This window comes from Desulfobacter curvatus DSM 3379 (assembly GCF_000373985.1).
GTDB lineage: Bacteria > Desulfobacterota > Desulfobacteria > Desulfobacterales > Desulfobacteraceae > Desulfobacter > Desulfobacter curvatus.
In genome coordinates this window covers 11,878-26,451 of the sequence record NZ_KB893054.1, presented here as the reverse complement: position 1 = coordinate 26,451, position 14,574 = coordinate 11,878, and the positions used below count along the sequence as shown (strand labels likewise).

The window sequence follows — 14,574 nt, the reverse complement described above, 5'->3', positions numbered from 1 at the left end:
TTATAAAAAATCCCCCTGGATCTGACTTATAATTATTATCTCAAGCATTGGTTGAGATAGTAGTCACAAGTCGACCTGCAACAAAAAGAGCACGAATAAAAAACTTTCGTGCTCTTTTCTTTTTTTCCGCGCCCCTCAAGCCGTCATGGAAAAATTACACTGTAATACTAAATGTAGACAGGGGCCTTGGGGCAGGCATTTTTAGGTTCGCTTCTTTTCCATCCTCACCTGTTCTAACGTTATGAACAAGTTTAAAATCCGTATGGAATTCGTGCCCACAATTGGGGCATTGCATGAGCATTCCTCCAATATCTGCCGGGACACGAAGCGGCTCATGACATCCTTTGCAATCTTTGATAATGTAGTTTTTCATATGTATTGTATCGGTAAGAGTGCTAAAAGAATTAAATAGTGCCTAACGGTTTCTGATTTTCCCATGGGCCAAGGTTTGTTATCCAAAGTCATCTGCCCGGACCGCCAAATAGTTTTACAAGCAAAAAGGAGGCGTTTTTAACATCGCTATGTATGCTCTTTTCTTATTTCTGGTCGTTGCCATTTTTGGTGTTCAACTGACAAATCTTAAGCAGTCAAACCGGGCACTTGAACAAAAATTGGAGATGCTCAAGGATAAATTTGACCGGCTGTATGATACGGTTCAAACGTTAAAAGCGGAAAAAGGCACAGCGCCCCGGGACAATGCTTCACCTGATGACACGGCTGTTGAACACACGTTGGAAATCAAAGATGCAGCCACGCCTCCCGGCACATCAGAAACGTCCGGGCCTTCGCTGGTAGTGGATTATGACTGTGCCCCTGTTCAAGAAGTCACTAGGATTGATTCGCCGCCACCGATGAAACCGGATAAGAAAGCTGTGCCCTATATCCCCCCTGCTGTTTTAAAATCCAAGCCAAGCAATCGTCCGGTTTCCAGACTGCCTGGTGTTGAACTGCGCAGAAGGATTGGCCGGCTCAATATCAACTGGGAGCTTTTTACGGGGGCCAGGCTCTTTGCATGGGTTGGTGGGGTGGCGGCCTTTATCTGTATTGGATTGCTGTTAAAACATTCCATTGAAAAAAACTGGCTTCCGCCGGCAGCACGGCTGTCGTTCGGAGCGATCCTGGGAACCGGGCTGATCCTGGGATCGGAAAAATTTAAAGAGGCACGCCTGAAGATTTTCCGGCATTCCCTGACAGCCACGGGGATCGGCGTGCTTTATATTGTTATATTTACGGCAACGCTTTATTACGATTACCTGCCGGCCATGGCAGGATTTGCCATGCTTGCCCTGGTGTCTGCGGCCGCATTTGTGCTGGCGGTGTATCAAAAAGGACTCACGGTTTCGGTCCTGGGTGCCGTTGGGGCCTATGTCACACCGCTGATGATCAATACCGGGTCCGGGAACCTGGCAGGTCTTTTTATCTATCTGGCCGTGGTCAATATTGCATTGTATCTGGTGTCTGAGAAATTAAATTCCCAGGCCCTGCTGTTGACAGGGGCCACCGGCACCTTGGTAACCCTGGGACTGGCGGTTCTTAACCTGTTTACCCGGACAAGCGGCTATACCATTGCAGGGGTCTGGGCTGCCAATCTTATTCTGTTTACCGTTTTTCTCCGGCGCCAGGGCTTGAATCCGGTTGAACGAAAATCCGTATTCTGGAGCGGGTGTGTTTTGTACCTGTCATCGGTTGCCATGGTTCTGCTTTTAACATTGGGGAAACCAGGCTGGCATCCTCTGATGCTATTGACCATTGCCATGATCTGCGCCACCGTGCTTGCCACTAAAAACAAAGGCTGGACCCAAACATTCATCCCCTTTTCCTGCATCACTTTTATCGCCGCAGTGGTATGGGTTGTCACCCGGTTTGATGCGACCGGTTTCTCCTTTAGCTATGTGCTGATACTTGTGTATGGTGCTGCCGGATGTTTAGGCCCTGTGGCGCTTGTGATGAAATTTGGAAAAACCGGCCTGGTGCTTCAATGGTTTAAAGTATTCCCGGTGGCCCTGTCCCTGATGTGTCTTACCGGGCTTGTCTTAAACCCCATGTGTGCGTTTTACTTCTGGCCCATGATGCTGGGAATCCAGGTCCTGGGGCTTTTTGTCAGCGTGATTTTCCAGGCGTTTATTCAGGTGTTTTTATTGTTGGCCATATTTGTTGCCGGCGGGATTTTCTGGATGGTTAATATTCCGGCGGATGCCATGGGGGCCGGATTTTTCATCTTTATCCTGGGGGCCGGCTCCATACTGTCGGCAGGGATTCTTGTGGTAGTGACACAGCTTCCCCGGATCCTTGCCGCCATGAAAATGGCACCCGGGGAAAAGTCCGGTGCCATGATACCTGAAAAGTGGCTCAGCGCCGCACCCGTGGCAGGTGTGTTTATTCTGATCGGATTTTCTTTTTTTGTAAACCATCCCCATTTCCCACACATGGGAATGGCCACCCTGGCCTGTTTTCTTATTCTGGCCGTTTTCTTTGCCCGGCGGGTCCGATTCCAGCCTCTAGCCGTCATTGCCCTGATGGGCGCAGCCGCTGCCCAGGCCACATGGGTGTTGAATACAAGCCACCCGGAAACCGTTAATATAGCAGGAATCTGGTGGTCCGGGGCGCTTTTTGCGGCAGCTCTGATAACCCCGTGGCTGTTTTTTAAACAAATTGAACACTGGAAATATCTGTGGAATACATGGGCGGTCTATGAGGTGGTGCAGGCGGTGTTTTTCTTTTATTCGGTCAAACAGGCCTTTCACACCTCTTGGGCAGACTGGTGCCCCATGTTGATGATTGCTGCCAAACTATGGCCCGTGGCAAGGCTATTGCGGCAACTGGCTGAAAAAACGCATAGAAATTCCATCCTGGCATTTCATGGCGGCGCGTTATTGTTTTATGTGTCTGTACTTCCGGTACTGGTGTTGAGCCACGGCTGGATCGGGCTTGCCCTGGTGCTGGAGGCCACGGCATTGCTGTGGCTGAATACCCGGATCATTCACCCGGGCCTGCCTAAAACCGCCGTTGTTATGGCGCCCGCAGGACTTTTATGGCTGCTGGTCTCATTACCCCGGTTAAAAGGCCTGGAAAATCTGCCGATTTTGAATCCTGCCGTATTTGCCCTGACACTGGCGGTGGCAGCCCTTGGCCTAGGCGTGCGGTTCGCAAAGGATTGCGACCAAAAGGTGCTGTGGCTGGACGCACCGGATTTTTTCTGCTGGCTTTCCCTAGGTTCAGGCTTTTATCTGATGAACCTGGCCATTGCAGATATTTTTGCAGGACCTGACCAAAAATTTAAAGTAATGCCCGGATCTGAGTTATTTGCCGTCAGCCTGAACCAGGAAATTGTGTCCATCCTCGGGTTTGCCGGTTTCGGACTTGGGCTCCTTTTGTGGAAAAAAGGCCTGGACACCCCCTTTCGCATGGCGGGGCTTGTGCTGATCATGATAGCCCTTGCCAGATCGATAGGGTTCCCTTTCCGGTTTGGCCATCAGTTTACCGCAATGATGCCCCTGGTAAATTTCCCCACATTGATGTACGCGATACTGCTGGCCCTTCTGGTCCTTGTGCTGTATAAAAACCCCAAACAAAGATGGCCGGTCAGCCAGGTTTCTGCACGGCAGTTTATGGGGGTAACCCTGGCCGCAACCGCCTTTGCCGTCATGAATATTGAAATTGCGGCCTGCCTTGAACAGCCGGGGCAAACCTTTTCCCTGCTTGCCTCGGGAAACTATATGAAGTTGCTTGCCTATAGTATTGGATGGCTGGCTTTTGCCATTGCAATGCTTGTGGCAGGCATCCGGTTTTCCTTACCGTTGTGCCGGTGGGTGGCCACAGGACTGATATGCATTACCGTGGTGAAGGTCTTTATTGCAGATACGGCAAAACTGGACATGGGATACAAGATTGCCTCGTTCAGCATCCTTTCCCTTGGATTATTTTTTGTTGCCTACCTTTACCAGAAGTTTATTTCAGATGAACCCCAAAAAACGAAAGCAAACAACAGCGAATGATGAAGACAGCCAAATTTAAATCCCTACCCGTAAATTGGTTAATCCTTCCGGCGAAGGCCGTTGCCATGATCTTTATTGGCGTTTTGGCCTTTACTGTAATTGTTGCGAACTGCGCGGCTGAACCCTGGCAGGCCAAGGCGTCAATTGATGTTGACGGCACAGGACTCACCCAGGCGCTTCTGCCTGCGGAACTTTTGATGGGCAACAATAACGGATCATATGACCTGATCCTGAACGGCCCGGACAATAATCCCCGGGCCTTTGAGCTGTTCATGAAAAACAGATCCGATTCAAAACAATTCATATTAAAACCGGGCAACATCCAACTCAATCAGGCGGGCGGGTTTGTCTGGGATGCGGATCTGCCCGGAACCCTGGTTGATGAAATCCGCATTGAGATGGGTGACCACAACTATATGGGCCGGGTGGATGTGATGGTGCAAACGGAAACCGGCTGGCAAACCGTTGCCCAAAACCAGGCCATATACCGGACACCAGAGGCGGCCAACGCATCTATTAATATAGAGCAGGGGATGTATAAAAAAATCCGGTTGGTATTCACCGGGTTTGACAAGGCGTATAAACAAAAAATTGTTCCCATCCGGCGTGTCACCGCACTGCACCGGGGAAAAGATGAACAATATGCACAAATGCAAATTGTTATGACCGACCGCATGCAGGTCAGCAGGGACGAAGACTTCACAGAGTTAAAAATGGTTTTGCCGGGAAAAGGGATCAGGATCAAACAGATCCGGATCACGACAAACAGCCGGTTCAAAGGAAGCTGGGAGCTGGGACATGAACTGATCCGGAACAACAGGGTACGGTTTATTCCTGAACAGTCCGGGCGCGTTTCCGGTGTAACCGGTGACGGACGTATGATTTCAATGGCGGTCAACAAGGTATGGAACATGAACTGTCTCATACTCCGGCTCAGGCCGGACTCAGGATTCCTTGGGCCCATTGATCAGGCCATTGTTGTGTTACACCAGCCTAAAATACTTTTTTCCGCCGATATGCCGGGGCGCTATACCGCGTTGGCCGGAACGGGCCGTCATACAAGGCTTAAGCAGTTTGCAGGCATTTCCGGACAGGCAATGGTTCGTCACCTTGATTTCGGCCCCCCTGAGGTTAAGATATGGTATAATTCACAATCTTTGCTCGAAAAATTTAAGATCAAAGGCGGGCCGTTTGATGAAAATGGCGACTATCGTTGGAAAAGTCCGGTGACAATAGATAAAATCGGTTATTACAGGCTTATTTTTAATATGGAAACAAGCCTTGCCAAGGCAGGCGCGTCTGTCCGGCTTGTCAAGGATAACGAGCAGATCCCCTTTTTCTGGGGCCGGCAGACTTACACAAGCCATGAACTTGCGGCCCAAACCGAATACGACCGGGATGAAAACGCAACCTCCTGGGAAGTGTCTTTGCCGGTAAAATCAGGGGCATGGCAGACACTGGTGTTGACCGGTTCCGGCATTTTTTCAAGAACTGTCCACTGTTACCGGGAGAAATCAGGAAAAACCGGCTGGGAAAAGGTCATGACCCGGCATTGGTCCCATGCCGAACAAGGGGTAACCCAGCTTGAAATTGATTCCCCAGGCCGGTTTATGAATGGCAGACGGCTTAAAATCAGTATCGACCATGGCGACAATCAGCCCATCGAGATCTCCAAAATTGAAGCCGGTTTCATGGCTCCTTCAATCTGTTTTCTGGCTTATGAACCTGGAAATTATTTTCTTTTTGGGGGAAATGAGGCTGAAGGCCCACCCAGTTATGACCTGACCCTGATCCAGGACCGGCTGATGGCCTCTTTGCCTGAAGATATTGAAATGGCGGCAGCAGATGTGGTTAACGCCTCGAAATGGGAGCAGTTGATTGAACGCCTGTTCCAGGGAAAAGGGCTCGGCCTGTATGCTGTTTTAGCTGTTGTAACCCTGATTCTTATCGGGGTTATTGTCCGGCTTTTCCCCAAGGCTGGTGTTCGCGGTCCCCAAAACTAACTGCGGTATAGGCGAAGCTTAAATTCACAATAAGGAATACGTAATGTCAGGTAAAAAACCAAATATTAAAAATGCATGGAAACATGCAAGAAAGCCTTCAGGCAAACCCAATAAATCAGCGCTTGAAACCAGTATTCAAATTGGAAAATATAATCGGTTGGGTGTTCAAACCGAATCAGATTTTGGTGTGTATTTAAACCTTGGGGAAGACCGGGTTCTTCTGCCCAATAAATATGTGCCGGAGAGTCTGTCAATTGGCGATTTCATTGATGTATTTGTGTACACGGATTCTGAAGATCGTCTGGTGGCAACCACGTTAAAACCTGCAGGCGTAGTCGGTGACTTTGTTTTTCTAACCGCAAAAGATGTTGCCCCTTTCGGCACTTTTATGGATTGGGGACTGGAAAAAGATTTACTGGTACCCAAAAATGAGCAGCAGGACAGAATGACGCCCGGAAAAAAATATTTAGTTAAAATCTGCCGGGATGACAGAACACACAGGGTTTATGGTACCACGAAAATTTCCGCCAACTGTGATAAAAACACCAGGGATCTGAAAGTCGGACAGCAGGTTGACTTGATTATCCACACGATTACGGCCATTGGGATAATGGCCGTGGTTGATAATCGATACTATGGGATGATGTACTTAAATGAAACCTATCAAAAATTATTTACCGGGGATACATGCAAAGGGTATATCATGCGGATCCGTGAAGATGGAAAAATTGATCTGAGCATGAAAAAACCAGGGTATTCATCAATTCCCAAATCTGCGGAAGTCATTTTATACCGATTGAATAAATCCGGGGGATTTATTCCCTGCCATGATAAAAGTTCTCCTGAAGAAATCCGCAGGCAGTTTTCCATGAGCAAAAAAGAATTCAAAAGGGCAGTGGGAAATCTGTATAAAAGAAGATTGATCGAATTAAAGAACAACGGGATTGCCCTGTTGAAATGACGCCACCGCCTGGGGTTTCATGTTTAAAGAAAGCCCTGTCAGATAAACGGATTAGCGGCGGCTCCCCACAAGCCTGAATTGACCCAATAGTAAGGAATTCTATAATACCGGGATATTTTGCGTTCATGCATTCTGGACACCGTCTCATCTTCAGACGGAGCCGGGCATTTCTCGATCTGTTCTTTTGTTATATTCAAATAAAAAATCTTTGCAGCTACCGACGATTTGGTCCGAGTCACTCAGTTTGTATCCCATTAATTCATTGGCACTTCTTAACATGGGTCACCTCATATAATTCTTTTTTGTAGGGTTTCCCCTGTAATTCTTTGTACATAACTTCCATACGGAGGGGGGCGGCTACATGAGAAACCGCATCGGTTTGCAGTAAACTATGTATAATCACAGTGCGATCCCTTTGCCGGAACAGTTTATGATCCGAGTAAACCCCTGTCTGTCTCCCGGTGCTCTTCATAGTAACGTGCTTCGATAAGATTTTGTTCCGGATTACGAAAGCTGGAAAAAATCAACCGTTAGTCCACCAGAGCAACAAAAAATTGCTCAATCACGCATAAAACATCGTTTCCAAAACCCATATTCCTGATTTCCAGCTGTCAGCCTTTTTTACAGATTGAAAAAACCATCGACGAATTTAACGCTGAAATTTCTTCGTGGCGCTGAGAACAAAAAAAAATAATACCTAATTTCAGCACGTTGAATTTTATTTTTGCCTGTTTTTTTTCCGGCATCATAGTTGCTCTATGTAATGCCAGGCAAAAAAAACATCTTTTCAACACAGAACTAAAGAGGTGAATCTTGGGCAAATTAAAACAGAACAGACAGTGGCTGAAAAGAGCAATTTTTCTTAATATGACTTTTTTTCCCATGATCCCTTTTATTATTGCTTTGGGGATCAGCTTCTATTTCTTTTCTTCGGCTTTGGATAAATCCACCCAGGCCAGCCTTGAAAGAATCCTGACAGACCACCGCAAAATGATTGAATCATTCCTGCTTGAAAGAAAATCCGACCTTGAACTGATCACCCGGGCATACACCTTTGAAGACATTATGGCCGAGGGTGCCATCGGCACCATTTGCCATAGTCTGCAGAAACGATCTCCAGCCTTTGTTGATTTAGGGCTGTTTGACGAGACAGGTAAACATTTAAAATATTCCGGATCCTTTGCCCTGGCAGGAAAAAGCTATACCCAGGAACCCTGGTTCCAGAACACCATGCTCCGGGGATTTTACATCAGTGATATTTTTCTAGGATACCGCAATATACCCCATTTTGTTGTGGCCGTACGCAGGACTGAAAACAACCAAAACTGGGTGCTGCGTGCCACCATTGACACCGTATTCTTTGATTCCATGGTATCCGGGGTGCGCATCGGCAAAACAGGCGAAGCCTATATTTTAAACCACGAGGGGGTTGCCCAGACCGCCAGGCGTTCCGGGGATATCGCCCTTCTTGATAAAGATCCGGCCTTTGGGTGGATGAACCAACAATTTTCCTCCAGCCAGCAAACTTTTCAGTTGTCACCCAAAGGCCAGCCTTTCTTATATGCAGTATCAAAACTGGCCAATAAATCCTGGTATCTGGTGGTACGCCAGGAGAAACACGATGCATACAGGGCGCTTTACTCTGCGGTCCTGATTTGTGTGGTCATCGCCATTTTAGGACTCACAGCCCTGGTGGCCCTGGCCTATATCACCTCCGGGACCATCAGCAGGCGCATCGACCGCCTGGACGAGGAGAAGGAACAGCTGGGCAGCCAGTTGATCCGGGCCGTGCAACTGGCGGAAATCGGGGAAATGGCCGCCGGATTTGCCCACGAAATAAACAATCCCTTACAGATCATCAAAAGTGAATATGCCTTGATCAAAATTCTTATGGAAGAACTGTACCCGGGCAAAGAGGGAAAGGAGGATAATTCTCCCGATCCCCAGACCCTCAATGATATCCGGGAAAGTGTGGACCAGATTCACAAGCAGGTGGAGCGCTGCCATGAGATTACCTCCGCCATCTTAAAATTCGGCAGAAAAAAAGAGGTCAAGCACACCACCCTGGACCCGAGTACGGTTATTCCTGAAATTCTCAAGCTGGTTGAAAACTCCGCCCGTACCAGCGGCGTAGAGATCACCACACAGATTGAGGAAAATATACCAAGTTTTATGGGCGACCCCGGCCGGTTCCAGCAGGTCATGCTCAATCTGGTCAATAACGCCATACATGCCGTTACCAGCCAACACGGTGCCAACGGCGGCAAAATTGAGATCAATGCAGCCCAGATCCGGAACAATGAAGGCCAGGCCATGGTTGACATTCAGGTTAAAGACAATGGGTGCGGAATCGCGCCTGAGCATATGGATAAAATTTTTTCACCCTTTTTCACCACAAAAGCCGTTGGCAGGGGAACGGGTCTGGGGCTTTCGGTATGTTTCGGCATCATCGAAAGCTTTGGCGGCACCATGTCCGTGGACAGCCGCCCCGGCGAGGGGACCGTGTTTTCCATTCAGCTTGCGGCACATGAAAATCAATCGTCTTAAAGGAGGACAACCTAATGGAGAAGATGAAACTGTTATTGGTAGATGATGAAACCCGCTACCTTGAGACCACCAGCAAACTCATTAAAAGAAAGGGCTACGATGTGTGGACAGCCCCAAGCGGAGAAGAAGCGCTTAAAATCCTGGCGGCCCACAATATCCATGTGGTGGTTCTGGATGTAAAAATGCCCGGGATGGACGGTAATGAGACCCTCAAACATATCAAAGAACTGTACCCCTTAACTGAAGTGATCATGCTCACCGGTCATGCCACGGTGGATTCAGCCATAGACGGTCTGAAATCCGGTGCCTGGGATTATCTGATGAAGCCTGCTGATGTTGAGGATATCATTGAAAAAGCAGAGCTGGCGTTCCAGAAACGTATGAATCAGGAAGAAAAAATCCGCTCCGCCCAAGCCAAACAGTATCTGAAATCCCCCCGGGAAATTCTCAAAGAGGGCAACGAGTAAACCTGAACATAAGGAGTAAATTGAATGAAACAAGAAAAGAAAAAAGTCACCGGGTATGACAAATACATTGACTGGAAGATCTTTATCGTTCCTGTGGTTCTGTTTTTTGCGGTGCTCTTTATGCCCACCCCGTACGGCATGAAGGATGTGGGCATGGAATACACCATTGCTCCCCAAAAAGTGGTCTCTTATATCACAAACGAACTTTTTTCCGTAAAAAGTGAAGAGGCCGCCCAATGGCAGTTGCTCACCGCCCAGATCATGGAACAGAACATGCGCATCGGCGCGCTGAGCAAGGACAGATTCCTTAAACGCGATGCCAAATGGTGTAAAAAATATAAAATTCCGTCCCAAAAAGCCAACCTTGAAAAGGCACAGGCGTATGTCAGCAACAGCGTCAACGATGCGGATTTCAAGGCCTTGATGGACAAGGCACTGGAACTGCGGAAAGACGGGCTTAAATACGAAAATCTCAAGGACAAGGACAAGGCAAAGGCAGACAGTGGTGCCTGGAAAATCAAGGTCGCCATTGCCATGGGTATTTTTGTGGTCCTGTGTTTCTTAACCGAATGTATCCCCTTGCCGGCAGTTGCCTTCTGTATCGGCCTGATTCTGGTGTTCACCGGCGTGGTCAGCCGCCAGGAAGTAGCCATGCTCTACTGGTCTGACGCCTGCTGGTTCATCATGGGTTCGCTGATGTTTGCGGCCGCCTTTGTAAAAACCGGGGTGGACAAACGGGTGTGCATGATGATGTTCAAACGCCTGGCCGTGCCCAATCCCAAATGGATCACCTTGATCTTCTTTTTGATCATCACGCCCTTGGCGGCCTTTATATCCGACCATGCCCTGGCGGCCATGTTCCTGCCCATTGGTATGCTGCTCTACCAGAACAGTCTGACCGATGAGATACCTGAGGACAAAGAGCTTGCCAAACTGTTGATGATCTCCATTGCCATGGCCTGTAATGTCGGAGGTCCGGGCGCTCCGTCCGGCGGTGCAAGAAACGTTATCATGATGACCTATCTGACCGACATGTTCGGCCTTGATATCGGTTACTTCCAGTGGGTCACCTATTGTTTCCCCTTTCTCTTTGTCATGATTCCGGTTTCCTGGTTCATCATCAACATACGCTTCAAGCCTAAAACCGTTACTCTGGCACCTGCCATGAATCACCTGCGCCATGAAATCGACCGCATGGGCTCCTGGAACAAGCATCAGATCTGGGCACTGATCATCTTCCTTGTCATGGTTTTCGGCTGGTTTACGGAAAAAGCCTTTTACAATATAGGTATCTACCCCATTCGCCTGGGTATCGGCGTTATTGCCGTAGCCGGCGCCATCGCTTACATCCTGGCCGGCGTAGTCAACTGGCGTGACTACCAGGACCGTGTGGACTGGGGTGTTGTCTGGCTCTATGCCGGTGCCATCATCTTTGGCCGGACCCTGGATTCAACGGGCGCGGCATACTGGCTGGCACGGTCCGCCATCGACTTTTTGTCCAATTTCGGCATGGATTCAGGCCTGCCGCTGATGGCCGTATCCAACGGTCTGACAGCCATCCTGACCAACCTCATGGCTGACGGTCCTGCGGCTGCATCCGTAGGCCCCATTACCCTGAACATGGCCGGCATGGTGCATCCGGGCAGCGCCTATCTGCCCTTCATGGCCATGGCCACGGCAATTGCGTCATCCTTTGCATACTGCCTGATCATCGGCACGCCGCCCAACGCCATTGTTTATGCCAGTGGTTACCTGGAACCTAAAGATTACCTGAGAGCCGGTCTTCCTTTGTTCTTTGCTGCCAATGTAGTACTGCTGCTGCTCACCGGTGTTTACTGGACCGTTAGAGGATTCGGCACCTTGCCCGGATTCTAACAGATTTTTTTTAAGGAGGTTGATATGACACAGATATCAAAAAAAACACCCCCCCAAATAACCAAAAACAGAATCTACTTTTCTAAAGAGACAGAACGGCGGGTGTTTTTTTACATGACATTGATCATGCTTGCCGCAGGGATTATAAGCAAGCTCTTTTAAACAAAGGGTTATGGAGGACAGTCCAGTGAAAAGCCTTTCAGAACACGCCTTTTCACCTAAGGAGGATAACATGAATACACCAGGGGCACTTTCGGCATTGAAATTTTACAACCAGGGTGTAATCCGGCTGCTCATCGAACCGGTCCTGTTTTTTGCAGATCTGCCTGCGGTCCACACCCTGGGCCGGGCCTTGGGGTTTACAGCCCTGTGTGCCGGATTTTATGCCGGAGCAGGACTCCTCACAGGCCCAGGCCCACAATCTCCCGTGGTCATGGCATTGATCTATTTTGTCAATGCGGCAGGCATGGTGCTCATCAGCACCATCACAGGCTTTTGCACCATGGTGATGATCTGCGGCAAAAAACAGGGCTTTTCCCTGGTGTTCGGGCTTTATGCCTATGCTTCCGGGATCACCATGCTCATCTCATGGCTGCCCTTCATGCTCTGGTTCACGGAGCCGTGGAAATACTGGTTGGTTTATACAGGATTCCGGCAAAGCTGCGGCCTGTCCAAAGCCCGGGCGATTACCGTCCTTTTGATATCTGTGCCTGTCCAGTGGTGCCTGATTTATTCGGCCATAACAGCGGTCACCGGCCGTGTGTAAAAATCTTTATAAATAGGAGCAATGTAAAATGAAACAACCCATAAAAGTCTTAATGGTTGATGATGAAAAACGGTTCAGGGAAACGACACGCAAGATCCTGGAACGTAACGGGTTTCAAACCATTCTAGCGGAAAACGGCGAAAAAGCGCTGCAATGCCTGGATCAGTCGCCGGATGTGGCCATTCTGGACATCCGTATGCCCGGCATGGACGGGCACGAGGTCCTTGAAAAAATGCTTAAATTAGAACCCGATTTACCGGTAATCATGCTCACGGGCCATGGAGACAAGGATTCGGCAGAACAGTCTCTTGTAATAGGTGCCTTTGACTATCTGTCAAAGCCTTGTGACATTGACCTTTTGTCCGATAAAATCCGGGAAGCCTGCCGGAGCAGACAACAAACCGGAAAACCCGAAGAGGATCTGGTGGGGTCGGCAATGATTCCTTTAAGTGCGTATACTACCATTGACGAGGACGCCACCATTGCCGAATCGGTCCAGGAGCTTAAAGCCTCTTTTGTAACGATGCCGACTTCGGATCTGATCATGGAAACGGGCCACAGGTCCATACTGGTCATGGACAAAAATGGTCAGATTCAGGGCATTCTCACCATCCGCGACCTTTTAGAACGGATTCTGCCCGGCTACCTGACCTCGAGCAAACCGGCCATGGCGGATTCCATCCAATACTCCCCCATGTTCTGGCGGGGGATGTTCACAAGCGCCGTAGAACAAATCCGCAATTTGACCATTAGTGAGATCATGTCCCCGGTACCCGCATCCATTGATGCGGAATCCACCCTGATGGAAGCGGCCTGGATCATGGTAGACCAAAACCAGCGCCGTCTGATTGTCACCGAAAACGGCAAACCCGCAGGGGTGATCCGGGAACAGGACCTGTTTTTTCAAATGGGAAAACACCTGATTCCCCCGAGATTAAGGAGTAATTGATGGCTGACATCAAAACCCTTATGGCCTGCATTGACTTGTCCGACTATTCGCCCATGACCCTGGGCTATGCCCTGGGTCTGGCTGAACAGGGAGATCTCAATGTTACCATTTGTTCGATTGTTCCCCTAAGGGAGGTCAACCCGGCGTTCATGGCCGGGATGATGTATCCCTGCAGGGAAGATACAAAAGAATATCTGGATGCACTCAAAAAAAACCGGAAAGCCCAAATTAATGAACTGATCATGGAACAATTCCCGCAGTTTATCAACAAAACAGATATCCGCATCTCAACGGGGTATCCGGCAGATGGTATTATAGACATGGTTGACCGCGTCGGCGCGGACCTTGTTGTCATGGCAAATAAAGGCCGCTCCAACCTGTCCAAATTCATGTTCGGCAGCACTGCGGAGTATGTGTTCCGTCACAGCACAACCCCGTTGCTCAGCGTAAGGGACAAACATATTTTCAAACGCACTCACTCAGGCAAGGCCACTCCTGAAGCCACAAAGATCCGCACCGTTATGGCGGCTGTGGATTTTTCTCTATGGTCCCCGGCGATTCTGGCTAAAGCCGGGTGGCTGGCTAAAATCAGTGGGGCAAAACTGCATGCATTCAACTGCATCAGCACCAAGGAGCTCTCTTGGGTAAAGTCTCACTATATTCCTGAAAATACGTTTGACCTGGAACAATTTCTGCCAAAGGAAAAACAACGGCGGCATGATCTCCTGGCCGACCAGATAAAGGCGGCCGGGCTCAGCGACATTGACGGGCTTGATATTTCCATTGATTCGGGTGTGCCTTACGAACAGATTCTTTCTGCTTCACAGGAGATTGGCGCCGATGTTCTGGTACTGGGCCCCAGGGGGCGCAGCCGTTCGGCCAAATTTACCCTGGGCAGCACCATAGAAAAAATCTTTCGTCACAGCCCGGTGCCCGTGCTTCGCTTAGGTCCGGATATCATCCACTAAAAAACACCCCCGGGTCTGGCTCAATGAACCGGACCCGGGATTT

The 14,574-nt window shown here is 49.1% G+C and carries 10 protein-coding genes; all 10 read left to right on the top strand.

The window, feature by feature from the left end; translation table 11 throughout:
* The first annotated feature begins 521 nt into the window (after positions 1-521).
* The 10 genes from B147_RS0111600 (at position 522) to B147_RS0111545 (ending at position 14,531) form a co-directional block, all read left to right on the top strand.
* On the top strand, positions 522-3,995 hold the full coding sequence (locus B147_RS0111600) for a DUF2339 domain-containing protein (protein ID WP_020587366.1): 3,474 nt from the start codon (positions 522-524) through the stop codon (positions 3,993-3,995).
* Positions 3,996-4,060: 65 nt separating this feature from the next.
* Entirely contained in the window at positions 4,061-5,998 is a 1,938-nt protein-coding gene (locus tag B147_RS0111595; RefSeq protein WP_157237862.1) for a hypothetical protein, read from the top strand.
* Positions 5,999-6,041: 43 nt separating this feature from the next.
* A complete protein-coding gene (locus tag B147_RS0111590) occupies positions 6,042-6,959 on the top strand; it encodes a CvfB family protein (protein WP_020587364.1) in 918 nt (305 codons plus the stop codon).
* Between the two features lie 813 nt (positions 6,960-7,772).
* On the top strand, positions 7,773-9,506 hold the full coding sequence (locus tag B147_RS0111575) for a sensor histidine kinase (protein WP_020587361.1): 1,734 nt from the start codon (positions 7,773-7,775) through the stop codon (positions 9,504-9,506).
* Positions 9,507-9,520: 14 nt separating this feature from the next.
* A complete protein-coding gene (locus tag B147_RS0111570; protein WP_020587360.1) occupies positions 9,521-9,973 on the top strand; it encodes a response regulator in 453 nt (150 codons plus the stop codon).
* A gap of 24 nt (positions 9,974-9,997) precedes the next feature.
* Complete coding sequence (locus B147_RS0111565; protein WP_020587359.1) at positions 9,998-11,848, top strand: SLC13 family permease; 1,851 nt, start codon at positions 9,998-10,000, stop codon at positions 11,846-11,848.
* Positions 11,849-11,872: 24 nt separating this feature from the next.
* A complete protein-coding gene (locus B147_RS32150) occupies positions 11,873-12,010 on the top strand; it encodes a hypothetical protein (RefSeq protein WP_020587358.1) in 138 nt (45 codons plus the stop codon).
* 70 nt (positions 12,011-12,080) lie between these two features.
* Positions 12,081-12,614: a hypothetical protein gene (locus B147_RS0111555; protein WP_020587357.1), complete on the top strand. Its 534-nt coding sequence runs from the start codon at positions 12,081-12,083 to the stop codon at positions 12,612-12,614.
* Between the two features lie 28 nt (positions 12,615-12,642).
* Positions 12,643-13,563 (top strand): response regulator, encoded by a 921-nt coding sequence (locus B147_RS0111550; RefSeq protein ID WP_020587356.1) that lies wholly within the window; start codon positions 12,643-12,645, stop codon positions 13,561-13,563.
* Entirely contained in the window at positions 13,563-14,531 is a 969-nt protein-coding gene (locus B147_RS0111545; RefSeq protein WP_020587355.1) for a universal stress protein, read from the top strand. Before B147_RS0111550 ends, B147_RS0111545 begins: the two co-directional genes overlap by 1 nt.
* Positions 14,532-14,574 lie beyond the last annotated feature (43 nt).

Bases quoted from the DNA above. Each gene is read 5' to 3' on its own strand.
- B147_RS0111600 (WP_020587366.1), top strand. From the start codon at position 522: ATGTATGCTCTTTTCTTATTTCTGGTCGTTGCCATTTTTGGTGTTCAA.
- B147_RS0111595 (WP_157237862.1), top strand. From the start codon at position 4,061: ATGATCTTTATTGGCGTTTTGGCCTTTACTGTAATTGTTGCGAACTGC.
- B147_RS0111590 (WP_020587364.1), top strand. From the start codon at position 6,042: ATGTCAGGTAAAAAACCAAATATTAAAAATGCATGGAAACATGCAAGA.
- B147_RS0111570 (WP_020587360.1), top strand. From the start codon at position 9,521: ATGGAGAAGATGAAACTGTTATTGGTAGATGATGAAACCCGCTACCTT.
- B147_RS0111565 (WP_020587359.1), top strand. From the start codon at position 9,998: ATGAAACAAGAAAAGAAAAAAGTCACCGGGTATGACAAATACATTGAC.
- B147_RS32150 (WP_020587358.1), top strand. From the start codon at position 11,873: ATGACACAGATATCAAAAAAAACACCCCCCCAAATAACCAAAAACAGA.
- B147_RS0111555 (WP_020587357.1), top strand. From the start codon at position 12,081: ATGAATACACCAGGGGCACTTTCGGCATTGAAATTTTACAACCAGGGT.
- B147_RS0111550 (WP_020587356.1), top strand. From the start codon at position 12,643: ATGAAACAACCCATAAAAGTCTTAATGGTTGATGATGAAAAACGGTTC.
- B147_RS0111545 (WP_020587355.1), top strand. From the start codon at position 13,563: ATGGCTGACATCAAAACCCTTATGGCCTGCATTGACTTGTCCGACTAT.